Source organism: Halopenitus persicus, from assembly GCF_900107205.1.
In the GTDB taxonomy this organism is placed as follows: domain Archaea; phylum Halobacteriota; class Halobacteria; order Halobacteriales; family Haloferacaceae; genus Halopenitus; species Halopenitus persicus.
In genome coordinates, this window is record NZ_FNPC01000020.1 from 1 (window position 1) to 15,000 (window position 15,000).

The 15,000-nt window shown below is 47.8% G+C and carries 9 protein-coding genes and 5 pseudogenes; 8 read left to right on the plus strand and 6 right to left on the minus strand.

Annotation, left to right across the window (positions count from 1 at the left end; genetic code table 11):
- From BLV25_RS16305 to BLV25_RS16320, 4 genes and pseudogenes are all read left to right on the plus strand, one after another.
- Positions 1-303: pseudogene (locus BLV25_RS16305) on the plus strand (IS6 family transposase); the annotation flags it as partial.
- Between the two features lie 61 nt (positions 304-364).
- Positions 365-1,231, plus strand: coding sequence for a UTP--glucose-1-phosphate uridylyltransferase GalU (gene galU, locus BLV25_RS16310; protein ID WP_092735418.1), 867 nt, complete (start codon positions 365-367; stop codon positions 1,229-1,231).
- Positions 1,228-2,172, plus strand: a complete 945-nt coding sequence (locus BLV25_RS16315) for a UDP-glucuronic acid decarboxylase family protein (RefSeq protein WP_092735419.1) — start codon at positions 1,228-1,230, stop codon at positions 2,170-2,172. The genes galU and BLV25_RS16315 overlap by 4 nt, the downstream gene beginning before the upstream one ends.
- Before the next feature lie 55 nt (positions 2,173-2,227).
- A pseudogene (locus BLV25_RS16320) lies at positions 2,228-3,216 on the plus strand (transposase).
- Positions 3,217-3,332: 116 nt separating this feature from the next.
- Here BLV25_RS16320 and BLV25_RS16325 read toward each other — a convergent pair.
- Positions 3,333-3,629, minus strand: coding sequence for a hypothetical protein (locus BLV25_RS16325; RefSeq protein ID WP_092735420.1), 297 nt, complete (start codon positions 3,627-3,629; stop codon positions 3,333-3,335).
- A gap of 441 nt (positions 3,630-4,070) precedes the next feature.
- Between BLV25_RS16325 and BLV25_RS16330 the strand changes: the two genes are divergently transcribed.
- The gene (locus tag BLV25_RS16330) at positions 4,071-5,468 is read left to right on the plus strand and encodes a sulfatase (protein ID WP_092735421.1); all 1,398 of its coding nucleotides are present in this window, start codon (positions 4,071-4,073) and stop codon (positions 5,466-5,468) included.
- Between the two features lie 102 nt (positions 5,469-5,570).
- Here BLV25_RS16330 and BLV25_RS16335 read toward each other — a convergent pair whose 3' ends face one another.
- From BLV25_RS16335 to BLV25_RS16345, 4 genes and pseudogenes are all read right to left on the minus strand, one after another.
- Positions 5,571-6,260 carry an FkbM family methyltransferase gene (locus BLV25_RS16335; RefSeq protein ID WP_092735422.1) on the minus strand — a complete coding sequence of 230 codons (690 nt, stop codon included), beginning with the start codon at positions 6,258-6,260 and terminating at the stop codon, positions 5,571-5,573.
- 198 nt (positions 6,261-6,458) lie between these two features.
- Positions 6,459-6,662, minus strand: coding sequence for a hypothetical protein (locus tag BLV25_RS16340; protein ID WP_092735423.1), 204 nt, complete (start codon positions 6,660-6,662; stop codon positions 6,459-6,461).
- Positions 6,663-6,814: 152 nt separating this feature from the next.
- Positions 6,815-6,945 (minus strand): annotated as a pseudogene (locus BLV25_RS17115) (IS630 family transposase); the annotation flags it as partial.
- 418 nt (positions 6,946-7,363) lie between these two features.
- Complete coding sequence (locus tag BLV25_RS16345) at positions 7,364-8,404, minus strand: glycosyltransferase (RefSeq protein WP_092735424.1); 1,041 nt, start codon at positions 8,402-8,404, stop codon at positions 7,364-7,366.
- A 1,567-nt stretch (positions 8,405-9,971) separates the two neighbouring features.
- Between BLV25_RS16345 and BLV25_RS16355 the strand changes: the two are divergent.
- A pseudogene (locus BLV25_RS16355) lies at positions 9,972-10,790 on the plus strand (IS5 family transposase).
- Between the two features lie 852 nt (positions 10,791-11,642).
- Here BLV25_RS16355 and BLV25_RS17120 read toward each other — a convergent pair.
- Positions 11,643-13,424: a hypothetical protein gene (locus BLV25_RS17120; protein WP_143114513.1), complete on the minus strand. Its 1,782-nt coding sequence runs from the start codon at positions 13,422-13,424 to the stop codon at positions 11,643-11,645.
- A gap of 225 nt (positions 13,425-13,649) precedes the next feature.
- Here BLV25_RS17120 and BLV25_RS16365 point away from each other — a divergent pair, with 225 nt between their 5' ends.
- Entirely contained in the window at positions 13,650-14,285 is a 636-nt protein-coding gene (locus tag BLV25_RS16365) for an IS6 family transposase (RefSeq protein WP_092735427.1), read from the plus strand.
- A 60-nt stretch (positions 14,286-14,345) separates the two neighbouring features.
- Positions 14,346-14,983: pseudogene (locus BLV25_RS16370) on the plus strand (IS6 family transposase).
- Positions 14,984-15,000 lie beyond the last annotated feature (17 nt).

The following is a 15,000-nucleotide window of genomic DNA, read 5'->3' on the forward strand; positions in this document are numbered from 1 at the left end:
CGGCTATTTGCGACGGCTACAACCGCCCTCACAGAAATTTTCCTGCGCGAACTGTGTCAAAAACACGATGTCGAATCCGCCGTGTTTCTTGTTGACGGCGCGAAACACCTCCAAACCGCGCTTTCCCGAGCTGGGCTCCGATTTCAGATACATCACCACGGAAATCGAAATGCTGTCGAACGGATTTTTCGAGAACTGAAGCGTCGAACCTCGTCGTTTTCAAACTGCTTCAGCCACGTTGAACCGGAAACCGCCGAAAACTGGTTGCAGAGCTTCGCTCGATGGCTCAATGCTACTAACTAAACACTACCTCCAATATAATGACAACACATACTTACCAGGAGTATCGATTTTCGAGAGACCTATGGACGTAACGAAGGCAGTCATCCCCGCAGCGGGCTTTGGGACGCGATTCCTGCCGGTGACGAAGGCACAACCGAAGGAGATGATGCCCGTCTTAGACAAACCGACGATTCAGTACGTGGTCGAGGAGGCTGTCGAGTCCGGGATCGACGACATTCTCATCATCACCGGCCGCGGCAAACAGGCCATCGAACGACACTTCGACAAATCCTACGAACTCGAAGAGGAACTGGAGGCTGACGGCAAACTCGATCGGCTTGACCGTGTGCAAGAGATCGCCGATCTTGCGGACATCCACTACGTCCGCCAGAAGGAACGGGATGGGCTTGGTGATGCGGTCTCGTACGCACGAAAACACGTCGGTGATGAGCCGTTCGCGCTCTTACTCGGCGACACTATCATCGAAAACGACACACCGTGTACGGAGACACTCATCGAGGAAGCAGAAGCCTACGAGACCTCGGTGCTTTCCTTGGAACGCGTGCCTTGGCAACAGGTACCCTCGTATGGCGTCGCTGATACCGGCAACGTGGATTCAACCGCCGGGAGCTTCCCGGTTAACGACTTTGTTGAGAAGCCACCACAGGAAGAGGCTCCATCGAACCTCGCGATCACCGGGCGATACGTGCTCACTTCGGAGATATTTGAGTTGCTGGAATCAACGGAGAAAGGCGTCGGCGGCGAACTCCAGTTAACTGACGCCATCCGGAAACTTGACGCCGTGCGGGGTGTGGAACTCCACGGCGACCGCTACGACATCGGCAACATCCCGAGTTGGCTGGAGGCAAACATTGAGATGGCGCTGTACCACGACGACGGCGAGATCAATGCGGCTGTCGAGGCCTTGCTCGCGGAGCAATCGCGATGAGTCGGATCCTCGTCACGGGAGCCGCGGGGTTTCTCGGCTCGTTTCTCTGTGATCGGTTGTTGGCCGAGGGCCACGAAGTAATCGGAATGGACAACCGCGTGAGTGGGCAAACTGAGAACTTGGATGCGGCCTTCGAGCACGATCGATTCTCGTTTTATGAACACGACGTCACGGAGTTCATCCACGTCTCCGGGGAGTTGGATGCAGTGCTCCATTTGGCGAGTCTCGCTTCGCCCGTGTTCTACCGGGATTACCCGATCAAGACCCTAAAGGTGGGGGCACTGGGAACCCACAAGACGCTGGGACTCGCAAAGGAGAAAGACGCGACGTATCTGTTCACCTCGACGAGTGAGGTGTACGGCGATCCAGAAGTGAACCCCCAACCGGAGTCGTATCGGGGGAACGTCGACCCATATGGGCCGCGGTCGTGTTACGACGAGTCCAAACGGTATGGGGAATCGCTAGTGCGCGCGTATCGGGACGAACACGACTTGGATGTCCGCGTCGCACGGATTTTCAATACGTATGGCCCGCGGATGCGCTTGGACGACGGGCGCGTGATTCCGAACTTTATGCGGCAGGCGCTGACTGGTGAGGAGTTGACGATTTATGGGGATGGTGAACAAACCCGGAGTTTCTGTTATGTGTCGGATATGATCGATGGATTGGTGGCGTTGCTGGAGTCGGATGTACAAGAGCCCGTTAATATCGGGAATCCCGACGAGCGGACGATCAACGAGTTGGCTGAGATCGTGTTGGAGGTGACCGGTGGTGAGAGTGGGTTCACGTATGAAGAGTTGCCACCACAGGATCCGCAGGTTCGCTGGCCGGATATTACGAAAGCGCGGGAAGAGTTAGGATGGGGGCCGGACGTGGGACTTCGTGATGGTCTGGAACAGTCTGTCGAGTATTTCGAGATGCAGTTAGAGGCCGATATTTAGTGGTTTTGATGAGGGTGTCATAGAACGATTACCACACCAAAGAGCAGGGTGAACGCTGAGGTGGAATAAGTTCACGACCCTGCAAGATGACTCTTCAGTAGAGACGTTCTTCAATGTCGCGGAGACCGAGACGTTAGCGTTGTTTGAGCACCTCTCCTTCGACTTTCTCGAAGATTTCGGGCGCAGACGGGGCGAACACGAGAGCACGAACCGCCTGAGCTGATGCGTGGCTTCCTCCATTGCTACTACCACGACATCTACGGAATTCGCCCGGTTGAGCGGGAGCTTCGGAATACGATCGTCTGGCTGAGCTGTGGCTTTGATCGACCGCCGTCGAGAGACGCGGTCGATCGCTTTCTCACGGACCTCGAACACGTTGTTGACGACGTCTTCGACAGACTCGTCGAGCAGGCCGCCCGCCGCGGCCTGCTCGACTTGACCTATTGCATTGATTCAACCGACGTGAGGGCGTTGCCAGCCGATCAAGACGCGTCGAAGTGCTACGATCCAACCGCTGAAGAGTACTACCACGGATACGGCTGCACGATCGTTTCGACCGGACAAAAGATCCCAATTGCAGCAGAGTTCACCGAGAGTAAGCAAGCATCAGAGGAGACGGCGATGCGCGTCACGAGTGACGCGCTCGCCGTCGCCAAGCCGATCTGGATGGTCGGTGACAGCGCCTACGACACGCTTGACTGGCACGACCACCTGCTGGACGCAGGGGTCGTGCCAGTCGCCCCGTACAACGCACGAAACGCCGACGACCCGAAAGACATCGAGTACAGGGTCGAAGACCGCATCGAACAACACGGCGAGGACGTTCAGCTGAAGCAGTCCACGTTGGATGAGACGTACAACCGCCGTACTGGAGTTGAACGAACCAACGAATCAGTGAAGGACTGCGGCCTCGGGCGTGCGTTCGCCCGAGGCCGCGTCCACGCACGAGCGCAGGTGTTTCTTGCCCTGTGCATTCGCCTCGTCGTCGCTATCACCAACTACGAGCGTGGAGACAATCCGGGAAGCACCATCATCACGGTGTGACAAGAGTTCTATGACACCCTCGGTTTTGATGGGTGTAAGGATCGATCGAGCATTATTGAAGCACAACTCGCCATTGCTTGGCCGCTTCCTTCACCCCAAGGTTGACACCTTCTCCGTCACTCAATTTGGGCAGCGTAGTGAGTCCGGGATGGGACGCGTGCCTCAGAGAATTCTGTTTGCTGTCTAGCCACAGATTCCGCCTGCAAGCCAGCCCTCTTGCTTTCCCCACACTTCCAGTCGCTCACGCCGCGGCGGACGTCCTCGCCATCGCGGCCGTGCAACTCCCCCGGGACTGTACAGATCTCACCGCACTCACTATAGCCGCCGCCGTTGACGATAGTCTGTTCCCAGGCCTCATCAATAAACCACTCGCGTACCACCACGTGCTCCCCAGTGGCCAGTCGCTCGGCCACTCACTCCTATTCCTCGTGGTCATCGGTGTGCTGCTATCGTTTCGAGCCAGCAGACATTCGAACCGCCGCCCTGGCGTTCTCTCTGGGTGCACTCGCTGACGCACGACACACGCTCGTCTCTGGTATCTTCGGGATCACAGCCTATGTCTTCTGGTCGGTGACCCACGTCCCACGGACCTGCGATCCTGCCCACCCTGGATTCGGCTCATCAACAGCTACTCCACGCCCATATTGAGCACCCAGACCCTCACACTCGTTATCTACCAACGGATTTCCGGGGGTTCACTGAAAATGTGTGCAGATACTTCTGGAGATTACATAGCAGGTGGATTTGGGTACTGATTCAATCCCAGGATGTGCGTCGTTCCACGATAAAATTCTGACTCAAAGTATAAAGTCGAGACCAGTATTCCTAAACTGGCGCGGTGAATATACGGTCATATGAAATATGAGCCTCATATTATTTGGATATCCGTAGAGAGTCTAAGGGCAGATCACACCACTATGGGAGGGTATGAGCGCAATACCACACCCAATCTAAACGAGATTAGTAACAAGAAAAAAGGAAATTATTTTGATAATTGTTTCTGTCAATCAATGTGGACTCCAGCGGTCACTGCCTCAATCTTAACTGGGACGTATCTCTCAAGACATCGTTTGGGAATAGATGGAACAGCAGATGATATAATACCATCAGACCTCGATACACTACCCGAGATATTTGAGGCTGAAGGATACGAGACGGGATGTTTTTCTCCGAACCCTTACCTCAGCCCAGCTACTGATTTGGATAGAGGATTTGAAGATTTTCATTGGCTCACACTAGACCGTCCGCAAGATTTTGGTCTTATCTCAACATTGAAATATCTGTCACGAGTCAATTCGTATGGACCAGGCATAACTATAGACCGCCAACGACATAATCTCTCGTATATCCTTACCGAAGGGGCCAAACAATGGTTAAGACGAAGTAGCGACCAGGTTTTTTTATATCTTCACATCGGCAATCCCCACCACCCATACCTACCCCCTAAGGCGTGGCGTGATGCATTTACTGATGAGATCGAGTTAACTACTGAGAAGGCAATGGAGATATCGGCCGATATATTTGAAGATAATAATAGTATTAAGAAAACAATTGCTAATGGTTGTAATTTATCAGCGTCAGAATGGGAAGCAATTAAAGCAATGTATGACGCTGAAATTCTATTTGCCGATCATCAGATAGGGGAGCTATTTGATTATGCTAAATCAGTATTGGATGATGAGGTGATATTTATAATCACTGGAGATCATGGGGAATTATTTGGAGAAGGTGGTGTTATCGGACATAATCTCATTCTCCATGATGCAGTGACGAACGTTCCTTTGGTCATCTACGGTTTTCCTGATCTTGATACTACCCAGTCAGATTTTATTCAGCATATTGACATTACGAGGACAGTAGCAAGTTTGATTGATGCAGATAGAGAACAATTTCAAGGAACAGATCTTCACAGTAGGAGTCCTAAATTTACTATCAGTCAGCGGGGAATTGCTCATCTTGATGCATATATAAATCATAATCCGGATTTTAACATCGATAGGTACCACTCTAACCCAATAACAGCTATTCGATCTACATCTTTCAAATATCAAGCAACCCGTGATCAACGTGAGTTGTTTGTACTACCAGATGAGTCTAGAGATGTAATTAACGAGTATGATGAGGTTACTGAACAATTTGAAGAGCATCTTCAAAAGATTTCTAATTGGAAAATGACAGACACAGACAAAGAATCAAATGGGGAATTTACAGAAGCAATGGAAGATCAGCTCAAAGATCTTGGCTATTTGTGATATCAATGTTTTATTTTACTGGTTGCTGCACTAAATCTACAGGATCACTACCTCTTTTTCAATAAGTATCATAAAGGTATTGTCTCAAGTAGAGTTCGTGTCCTACTCTGGTTCTAGTACTATATGACGTTCATCTATCTCTTTTTCTTGATACTCGTTAAAACTAGTTTGCACCGCTTCTAACTCTCGGCTATTGTGGAGTTCAATTAACCACGTTGTTCGACCCTGTTCTATTGTTTTCGTAGCTCCATTGATAACCTGATCGGCAGCACCCTCAACGTCTACCTTCACAAGATCCGGTTCTGCTTCTAATGCATCTATTGTTGTAGATTTCACTTGCTTAGACTCACCCTCACCTCGTTTTTCTCGAAGTGAGTGCTGTCGCCCGTTATCGCTAAGGTGTAACTCTACCTTCCCCACACGGTCACCAACGACACACTCATTCACCTGAATCGTATTCAGTTTATTTTCTTTCGATTGTATCTCAATTCTGGAGGCTGACTTCGGATCTGGCTCAAAAGCGTGGACTACACGTGCCCCATTCGCAGCAGCCAAGAGCGAATAAATCCCGATATGTGCACCGACATCAAATATAACCGAATGCTTCATATCTTTGCTTTTCCACCAGTCAATTACCTTTGGTTCATTATATCCAAGCCAAAGCCCAATTTCGGAATCAATATAAAATGTAAGAGTAATTCTCCTGTCATAAATACAGGGAAGAGACAACTTCCAGTGTGGCATTCGACGAATAAGTGGGAGAAGAGCACTGCCGACGGTATTACGATCCATACGCTGTATGATCTGTTCACATAATTAAGACTACTGGATATAGTGTTTGAACCGTTAGTACTGCGTTACAGCCTCAGCCACCTAAAGCAGTTCATAAATTACTGGCTCTGTTGAAATCCTCGACCGGAGATATGTTCTCAGCGTTCTGTTGGATACAGGGCACGTATCTTCGAAAAAGCAATCACCGATCGTGCTGTACTATCCTGAAAGTTCGGCATAGAGTTGGGTAAATCCACATTCGGGACAAAGAAACGCATAAAGCGGCGTTTGATGCCCGACACCGAGCCGGTTAAGCACACCACCATCTCTTTCAGTTTCAACGTAGAGGTCGCCGACCCCTTCTGCCGTTACCTTCGTCTTCTCCATTTGGACATCACAATCCGGACAGTAGCGTTCACTCATTAAAGGTACATCCGCCTGTGTTTCCGATTCATAAAGAGGTCAGGTCACGGTTCCTCGCTCAGAAATACCAATGCCGACACGTGTCTCTGCCGGATCCATCCTCTGTATCTCGCCCGCAGTTTGTATCAGTTTCTAAGGATTTCAACAGAGCCGGCAAGTTCAGTCTGCGTGACACCGTTTTTGTACGCGATCGCGGCTAACAACCGTTGTGTCGGCTTGTTTCCGTCGACGTTGTCAAGTACATTTGGAGTTCTTCGACGGAGATCTCGTCGAGATGGTCTATTAGACACTATATTCATCTCTGAGCAGAAAATTCTAACGGTTACTATAGCTTTGGATCGATGTCTATTGTAGGATACAACTAAGATCACTCATCGTTTATTCTTGACACTCGTCACGTCAGCGGCGCCCTTAACAAGGTTGCCGACGGTGGGTCGCAACCGTTTTCAGCAAGACGATGTACCAAGTTCCAAACATACAATAAAAACGTTGAAAAACCAATTCAGCGAGAATTATTGTTCCTTTGAATCATCTGCGGTCTGATGGAGGCGGGCGGCGAACGCCCTGACAGATGTCGCCGCCCGCTCAGTCTTCCAGGATTCATCTAAATCCGCGCCAGACCTCTCGTTGAGCAGATACGCGAGCATCTAACCAATTCACTCTACGGCCTGCTCACTTCTCAGTGAGACTCAATAATACGGTCATTCCTCGTTTAAAATACTTAGATATACATTTGAATGCAATTCAGCTATACGATCCCAGCTGAGATCCGAAACTTCCGACTGTATTACATCATTTGAGAAGTCATCGCTTGTTTTCTTCCCGGAATCAATATCAGATAGGATGGATATCAATTCCGAATCATCGTTATATAAGTAACCACAATTACTTGTTATATATTCTGGGAGACATCCAATATTTGGGGCAATTATAGGTTTCCCCAATGTCAAAGCCAACAATAATGCACCAGAAGTCAAAATATTTTGGTAGGGTAGAATAACGAAATCTGCGGCGGCATGATACAGAGCGATATCATCAGATTCTACATATTCCAGATGTACATTTACTCTCTCAGATTCATCTTCAATTTCCCGTAAGTCCGCAGCCAGATCTTGTTCCCAGGGTCTCCCGACAATGTATATCTCTGTGTTTAGCAGCTCCTTCTCGACTAACTCTGCAATGTAGCATTGTCTTTTATATCTTCTAATCGTACCAAAATTAAGTACCGTAGTTTGTTCGTTATTGAGCTCTAGCTTTTGTCTGGCCTCTTCCTTTGTGGGTACAGTATCAAATTCGGGCGAATAATTCCCATGTGGTATTATTTCATAGTTTGTTTGTCGAATATTATCCTCATAGTACGATTTCGCGGCCCCACAATGGACAATTACCTTATCTGCCCGATACGCCAGATAAGAACGTACTGTTTTCTCTAAGAAGGGATGACTACATTCATGGGACTGCTTATTATGGGCAGTCCAAATAATGCCCTCACTCCGCAAATGTGCTATTTCTACTAAAATAACAAATCGTAATGCACCCAGAAGTGCTAAAGGTAAGTAAGAACCTATAAAGTAGAATCCAGGAAGCCAATGTAAGTGAACAAGGCCAAGGTTGTTTTTTAATAACGAATGGGCATCAAACTCAATTTCGTTGATCACAAAATCTTCTGAATCGCCAAGCGCACCATATAATAGGCTAATATACGGATTTTTGATATCATTCGGGATCGGGGTAATATGCATATTAGAAACCTCCAGAGCAATGAAGAGCAGAACTAGTCCCTCGTCGGATGTTCACTTCTTGATGGAATTTGGTGAGTATTGTGGGGCTAATCAATTTGCTACTAATAATCATATTCCAAACGACGGAATATGAATTTTCCTATCTAAGAACGTGACATTAAAATCCCTAGGGGAAGGATTCAATTTTGCTCAGGATAACTACGGCCTAAGGGACGTAGATTCGGTAATTAATCTATACGTGCGAGCAACCTGTTCCAAACCCTTCTTGCACAGGTCCTGGAAGTTCGCCAACCACGGTTGAATCAGAGACTAGACACACTCTAATTGGTCAGTATGGACTTCATCCTCAGAAACATACTCTTCATCGCGAAGGACGATTTTGTGGTTGTGCTCCATCGCTTCACACGCTAGTCGTCGTCTGTTCAGACCTCTCTCAGCGGCCGGGAAGGCCTTCAGCCTCCCCAATCTCTGGCCCTAACTCTGCGTCGTAGTCCGTTCCTTTCTCGGCGAAAACTACCCGAAGCACGCCGCGGCGTGTCGAGACGTGCTTCAATTCATTACCCAGTCCCCCTGTCCAGCTTGTACATACTCTTTTGATGATCCGCCGCAGTCGAGGTTCTTCCACAGTGGACCTTTTCTCTTTTACACCGAATACACCTGCTGGGTCTCATCGGCTTGCGTCAGGTCACCGACCGTCTGGGAGATACGGCCACAGACAGTCGGAAAGCCTCAGAGGAACGCAGTTTCTGTCTCCTTGATCCGGTCGTAGAATGTCCTGCAGGATGGAGACAGCAAGGAAGGCGATCTGATTGATGCTAAACAACGTATCAGCGTAGAGAATGAGGGATTAAGGAATTCGCTGGCGGCGAGTTCCGAATCATAGAATTCAGTGACAGCGAGCGCACCAGACACGGAGGGAGTCATCAAGCGTGAAGAGGCTCTTCACAGCAACTCGGACAAGATTGTGCTGTCCAGATGGCCTTAAGACGCAGCTCGAGAACGACGTCAAGCGGCTTAGGTCGAAACCCTATTCGGTCCGGTTCCACAAGTAGTTGAGCATTTCGCCGAAGCCTGGGCGTTGCATATATTCGTTCTTCCTTCGTTGAGAGTCCATAATCATACCGCCGTGATTCGATTCCGCTAAACTGTTGAAGAGTGTGAATTCTTTAATGCGGCGATTACCGAGACGGTACCATTGCTCGACCACCTTGAGTACCATCTATTTTGGGGCTGACCGTGGTATTGAACATCAGGTATGTCACGGCTAGAAGATTCCATAATAGAGGGCTGTGAAAGCTTTGACATAGCTGTCTACATATTTCCAGGTATAGTGAGAAGCAGTTGTAGAATTCACAGAAATCCACAGTGACGACTGGATTGCTGCGACAGTGCTTCAAGACTAGCTTACGGATAGCAACGCATTGAGGCCAAATTTTCCGAACTTCAGTGTGAATGATACCAACGATCTCCCAATTGACGGCCGACCAGACGTGGACCCCGGTCTCTTTGACTTTCAGGTCTGTTGAAATCCTCAGAGGGTTACAGGTTCGCCCGGTAGTTTGACCAAATGCAGGCCCTCCCGAAGTCGCGGTTACTTCGGTTTGTTGAGCAGGCGTATCACTTGGCTCGGCGAGCTGTCGCTCGGTACTCCTCGAAGTTCTCGAAACGCCGGTACACACTCCACCAACACATCGTTCTGCTGTGTCTCAAGGTTCGGAAGAATACGACGTACCGAACGCTTCTCGACGAACTCATCGAGATGCCCCGGATTCGGAGCACCATCGACCTTGAGGAACTTCCGTCTCCCTCGACGCTGTGTAAGGCGTTCAATCGGCTTGATATGGCGGTTTGGCGTGTCCTACTCAACTTTCGTCACACTCCTCCCGACCAACGGTGTCGTCGGTATCGACGCCTCCGGCTTCGACCGGAGTCACGCCTCAAAGCACTACACGAAACGAACGAAGTTGACGATTCAGCAGTTGAAAGTCACGCTTCTCGTAGACACGAAAGTGAACGCAATCATCGACTTACACGTGACGACCACGCGAAAACACGATTCGCAGATTGCGCCGTCGCTCATCAAGCGAAACACCGGAGAAGTAGCGGTTCTTCTTGGCGATAAGGGATACGACGACCAGAAGATTCGGGCGTTATCCCGTGAAACTGGTGTTCGTCCGGTCATCAAGCATCAGAATTTTCGTCGCTTCACAAGGCGTGGAATGCTCGACTGGACGCCGATCTCTACGGTCAGCGCAGTCAGAACGAGACCGTAAATTCTCGGCTCAAACGCAAGTACGGGGCATTCGTCCGTTCACGGCGCTGGTGGAAGCAGTTCCGTGAACTCGTTGTCGGCTGTCTCACTCACAACATCGACAAGGCACTCTGAACGTTAGATATAGAGGATACATTACGTGGTTGCAGAGATTATCTCTCGATCAGATGTGGGTTTCTTCATCAGTTTCGGCGGCCGACGATTTCTCCACGTATGAGAACGCCAGTACTGTGATTACCAACGTCGGAACGAGTACGAACAGGAAGAACCCGAATCCAGCTTGCGGACTCAAAACGAGGTACGTCAATACAATTCCGAGAAGTGCTGAGCAGAGAACAATAAGTACGTTGAGACGGCGACTGACAGCATTATTCATACGTCACCGTTCTACGTCGTCCCTCAATAAAAGGAGAGGATGTCGTGAACGAAAGAGTTCGGAGAACTGGATGGTACATCCGCACACCTACCTAACGGCTATTCCAGCGAGACAAATGTTGGAACGATAGGATTTCAACAGAGCCACTTTCAGTTTTATCTCATAGATTGTGACCACTGAATGGTGGTGGGACCCGGGCCCTAACAGGTACGCTAATGAATAGTACCACTGGCGCAAGCCTTCTCATAACGCCCAATAACCCTCTGACGCACCGATACAAAACGCTGTTTCTATGCCCTATTCTGTCAGTGAACCTTCAGCCCAAAATACTCTTGTTTGTGTGCGTGCTCAACCACACGGCCGAGCATCCCCCTAACTACCAACAAGAATGCTTGACTGTGTTTCTTCTCTCATTACATTATAGTAGAATCTGGAACTCTTTGTGTAGCCAGCTAAAGGAGAGAAGTTCTATCAACGGATTTCCGGGGGTTCACTGAAAATGTGTGCAGATACTTCTGGAGATTACTATAGCTATTGAGGCCACATTGTCAAGAGTAGTCGTACTGTTCTACTTTCTTGTTATATTTTATTCAATATACTACTCCTACAGAACCTGAGGAATAGATCTGATTCATCCTAGTCACCTCATTCGTTAACCATTCGGTAGTCATTACGTAACTTGGATCACGGCCTTTTCCAAGTATTGGTGATATTGAGTGGTTCGTCCAACTCTCTCTATATATAATCCTTTGCCCATTATTTCTAAACCCCCTCTCTGTAGCAGTGAGGTTATTGTAGACATTATCTGTCGAAAAATAGGTCCCGAATAATTTTCCGGTGATTCGTGGTGATAGGATCGATTTTCGATTATATTTGTCAAGGTATACTGAGGTACGGTGTAGTTGTTGATATTCGTTTTGTGATATTGTTACCTTTTCTTGTGGACTAGGATCCAAAATGTTAATATCATCTGCTGAAGCGGCCGCTCCGGATATTACTGTTAGACCCACTATAATCAAAACTACGATGGATCGCTTTGAGAATCGCTCATTCATTTCGAGGGGTATAGCTGCGATCATCGCCATCAAATATATCCACGGATATCCAAACCTCGGAGAGAGTCCTATAGGCGTTGGAAAAACAATTGGAATTCCGATAATAACTGCCGATATAATTCCTTTAGAATAATTCTTTGACAATGAAATTAATAATCCTGCAAAAACCAAAGATAGGAACAAAGTATAGTGTATTTTATATATTGTTACCAAGCCCGGAATACCCCCTGTGTTTGAACGATTACCTAAGTATATTGTTCCGGCTACTTCACCCCCGCTTGACCCAAAAAACATATCTAACGTAGTGCTTGAGAGTGCGAGAAAATTAACCCCAAGGAGTTGTATAATATTACTATTGAATATCCAATGCGATAACGGGATTAAAATCAATAGCAAAGGTAGGATACCAATGTTTTGAAATTTGAAATTATGGTTGTTGAAATCAAATAGGAATTCACCAATGAGATACGCCAATGATATTGACATTACCAATACAAAAGTGAGATGATGGATCACAGACATAGAACATATTATTAGGATGCTAATAGTGGTGTACCTCTGTGTATTCTCTTGGTAATTGAGCATAAAGCATAATAAAAGGGTTAAAAAAAGAAATACTGCCAACGATTGAGGAATGAAATATGTACTAAATAGGAGGGAGATCCATGACGTGGAAAATAGTGCAGCTGCAGCCAGTGACAGCCTTTTTGAGCCTGTCAATAACTCAGATGCTTTGAAGGAGATTAGTACCAGGGATAACGCTACAACTACGGACACTATTATAAGGCCAACGTATGGTTTGACCCCGGCTACATCCGAAATTATTGCTATAATAAGGTGATATCCTGGAAAACTTTGGTAGGTGTGATTGACAGACACCGCTGACTGGCTTAAAAATTCCTTTATTATGTAGATATGTACTAATAGATCTCCAGGCCCGTGATAAAAATAATTACCTCCAAATTTCCGAATGCATGCATAGAATATTATGAAACATATCATTGAAAGAGATATAAATACATTGTCCATATGGATGATAAATAAGACTAATAATAATCCTATATATCCCATTGTCAAGTAAAAATTGAAATCAAAAATAATCAGCACTGGAATTCCCAACAGTCCGAACACAACTGCCAATTTCGGGGAAGATAGATTAGATAATTCAAGATGGGGGAGAATTGGTATGAACTCGGACAATATAATAATTGCAGATAATAATAAGGCAGATGGTAAATATAGGCCCTGTAGAGCTATCTCAAAGCTCATAATGTATAACATACCTAAGAGGGCAAATATTATCGCTGAAATGGCCACAAGAAGGTAACCAGAGTATCGTTGGGTGTATTTATACATTATATTGGGTTCTCTGTAATCGATTCATTAAAATTTACGCATCCACACGACTAGTTCCTAGTAACCAGTGGGCGCGTATGAAGATATTTACCTACAGTTTCACACAATTATAAAGTTTTGTGCTCAGCTCGGGGGCAGTGTTGAGATAAGGTCGAAGGATGAGGCGGTCAAAAGATCGAGTGGTTTATGCTCTCGTTCGACCGCCTCAGCGGCGATAGCGGTTGTATCGAGTTAGATTTTCTGGAGCGAGAGGCGACACCCGAGTCGGCGATGAAGCTCGGTATCCGACTCCATTTGGCTGGATTATCACTTTCGGATACCGTCTCGATTCTTGAGGAGTTGGGTGTCGATCGCCATCGAACCACCGTTCATCGGTGGGTTCAGAAAGCCGATCTACAGCCGACAGACGGTGCGAATCCGAATCACGTTGCGGTCGATGAAACCGTGATTCAGCTCAATTCAGATCGATATTGGCTGTACGCTGCCGTCGATCCCGACACAAACCGCCTGCTCCACGTTCGACTGTATCCGACGAGAACGAACGCCATTACCTCGATGTTTCTCTCGGAACTGCGTGAGAAACATCAGGTTGACGACGCGGTCTTCCTCGTCGATGGTGCTCCGTGGTTACACGCGGCCTGTCATCGTCACGGGCTTCGATTCCACCACGTCACACATAGGAATCGGAATACCGTCGAACGTGTCTTTCGAGAAGTAAAACGACGAACAAACCAATTCTCAAATACGTTTAGTCATGTCGAACCGAGTACCGCAGAAAATTGGTTACAAGCGTTCGCCTTCGCATGGAATCAGCTTATCTAAACACTACCAGCTCGGGGTCGCGTTAAGTTAGACGATGAGGCGCTCGACTTCAGAGTGTCTATGGCCGAAATCGAACGCCTCAGCGAACGTATCGCGTGGATCGACTTGTCGTTTGTGGAGCGAGATCGAACGCCGCGATGGGCGATTGAAGTAGAGATCCGGTGTCACTTGGCCGGTATATCACTGCGTGAGGTAAGTAAATTTCTCTATGAATACGGGATCGATCGGAGTCACGTCGCTATTCATCACTGGGTTCAGAAAGCCGATCTACAGCCGATCTCGACTGTCTCGGAGGATCTGCTCGCGGTTGACGAAAAGATGATCCGTCTCCACGGTCAGCAGTTCTGGCTGTACGGCGCGGTTGATCCGTATACAAACGAAATCCTCCATTTGTGCCTCTATCCAACTACAATGAAACAGACGACACGATGGTTTCTGACCGAGCTTCATCGACGCGACCAGCTTGATGACGTCGAGTTTCTCGTCGATGACGCAGATCATCTCGGTCCAGTTCTCGCTGAAGACGGCTATCAATTTCGTGTGATCGCCACGGAAATCGGAACGCCATTGAACGTATTTTTTGGGAAATAGAACGCCGAACATCATCGTTTGCAAATAGTTTCAGCAATGTCGAGGTAGAGACAGCTCAAAACTGGCTCGAAGCCTTCGCTGTCTACCACAATTCACGCCAAACTTAACGCGACCATCTGATACC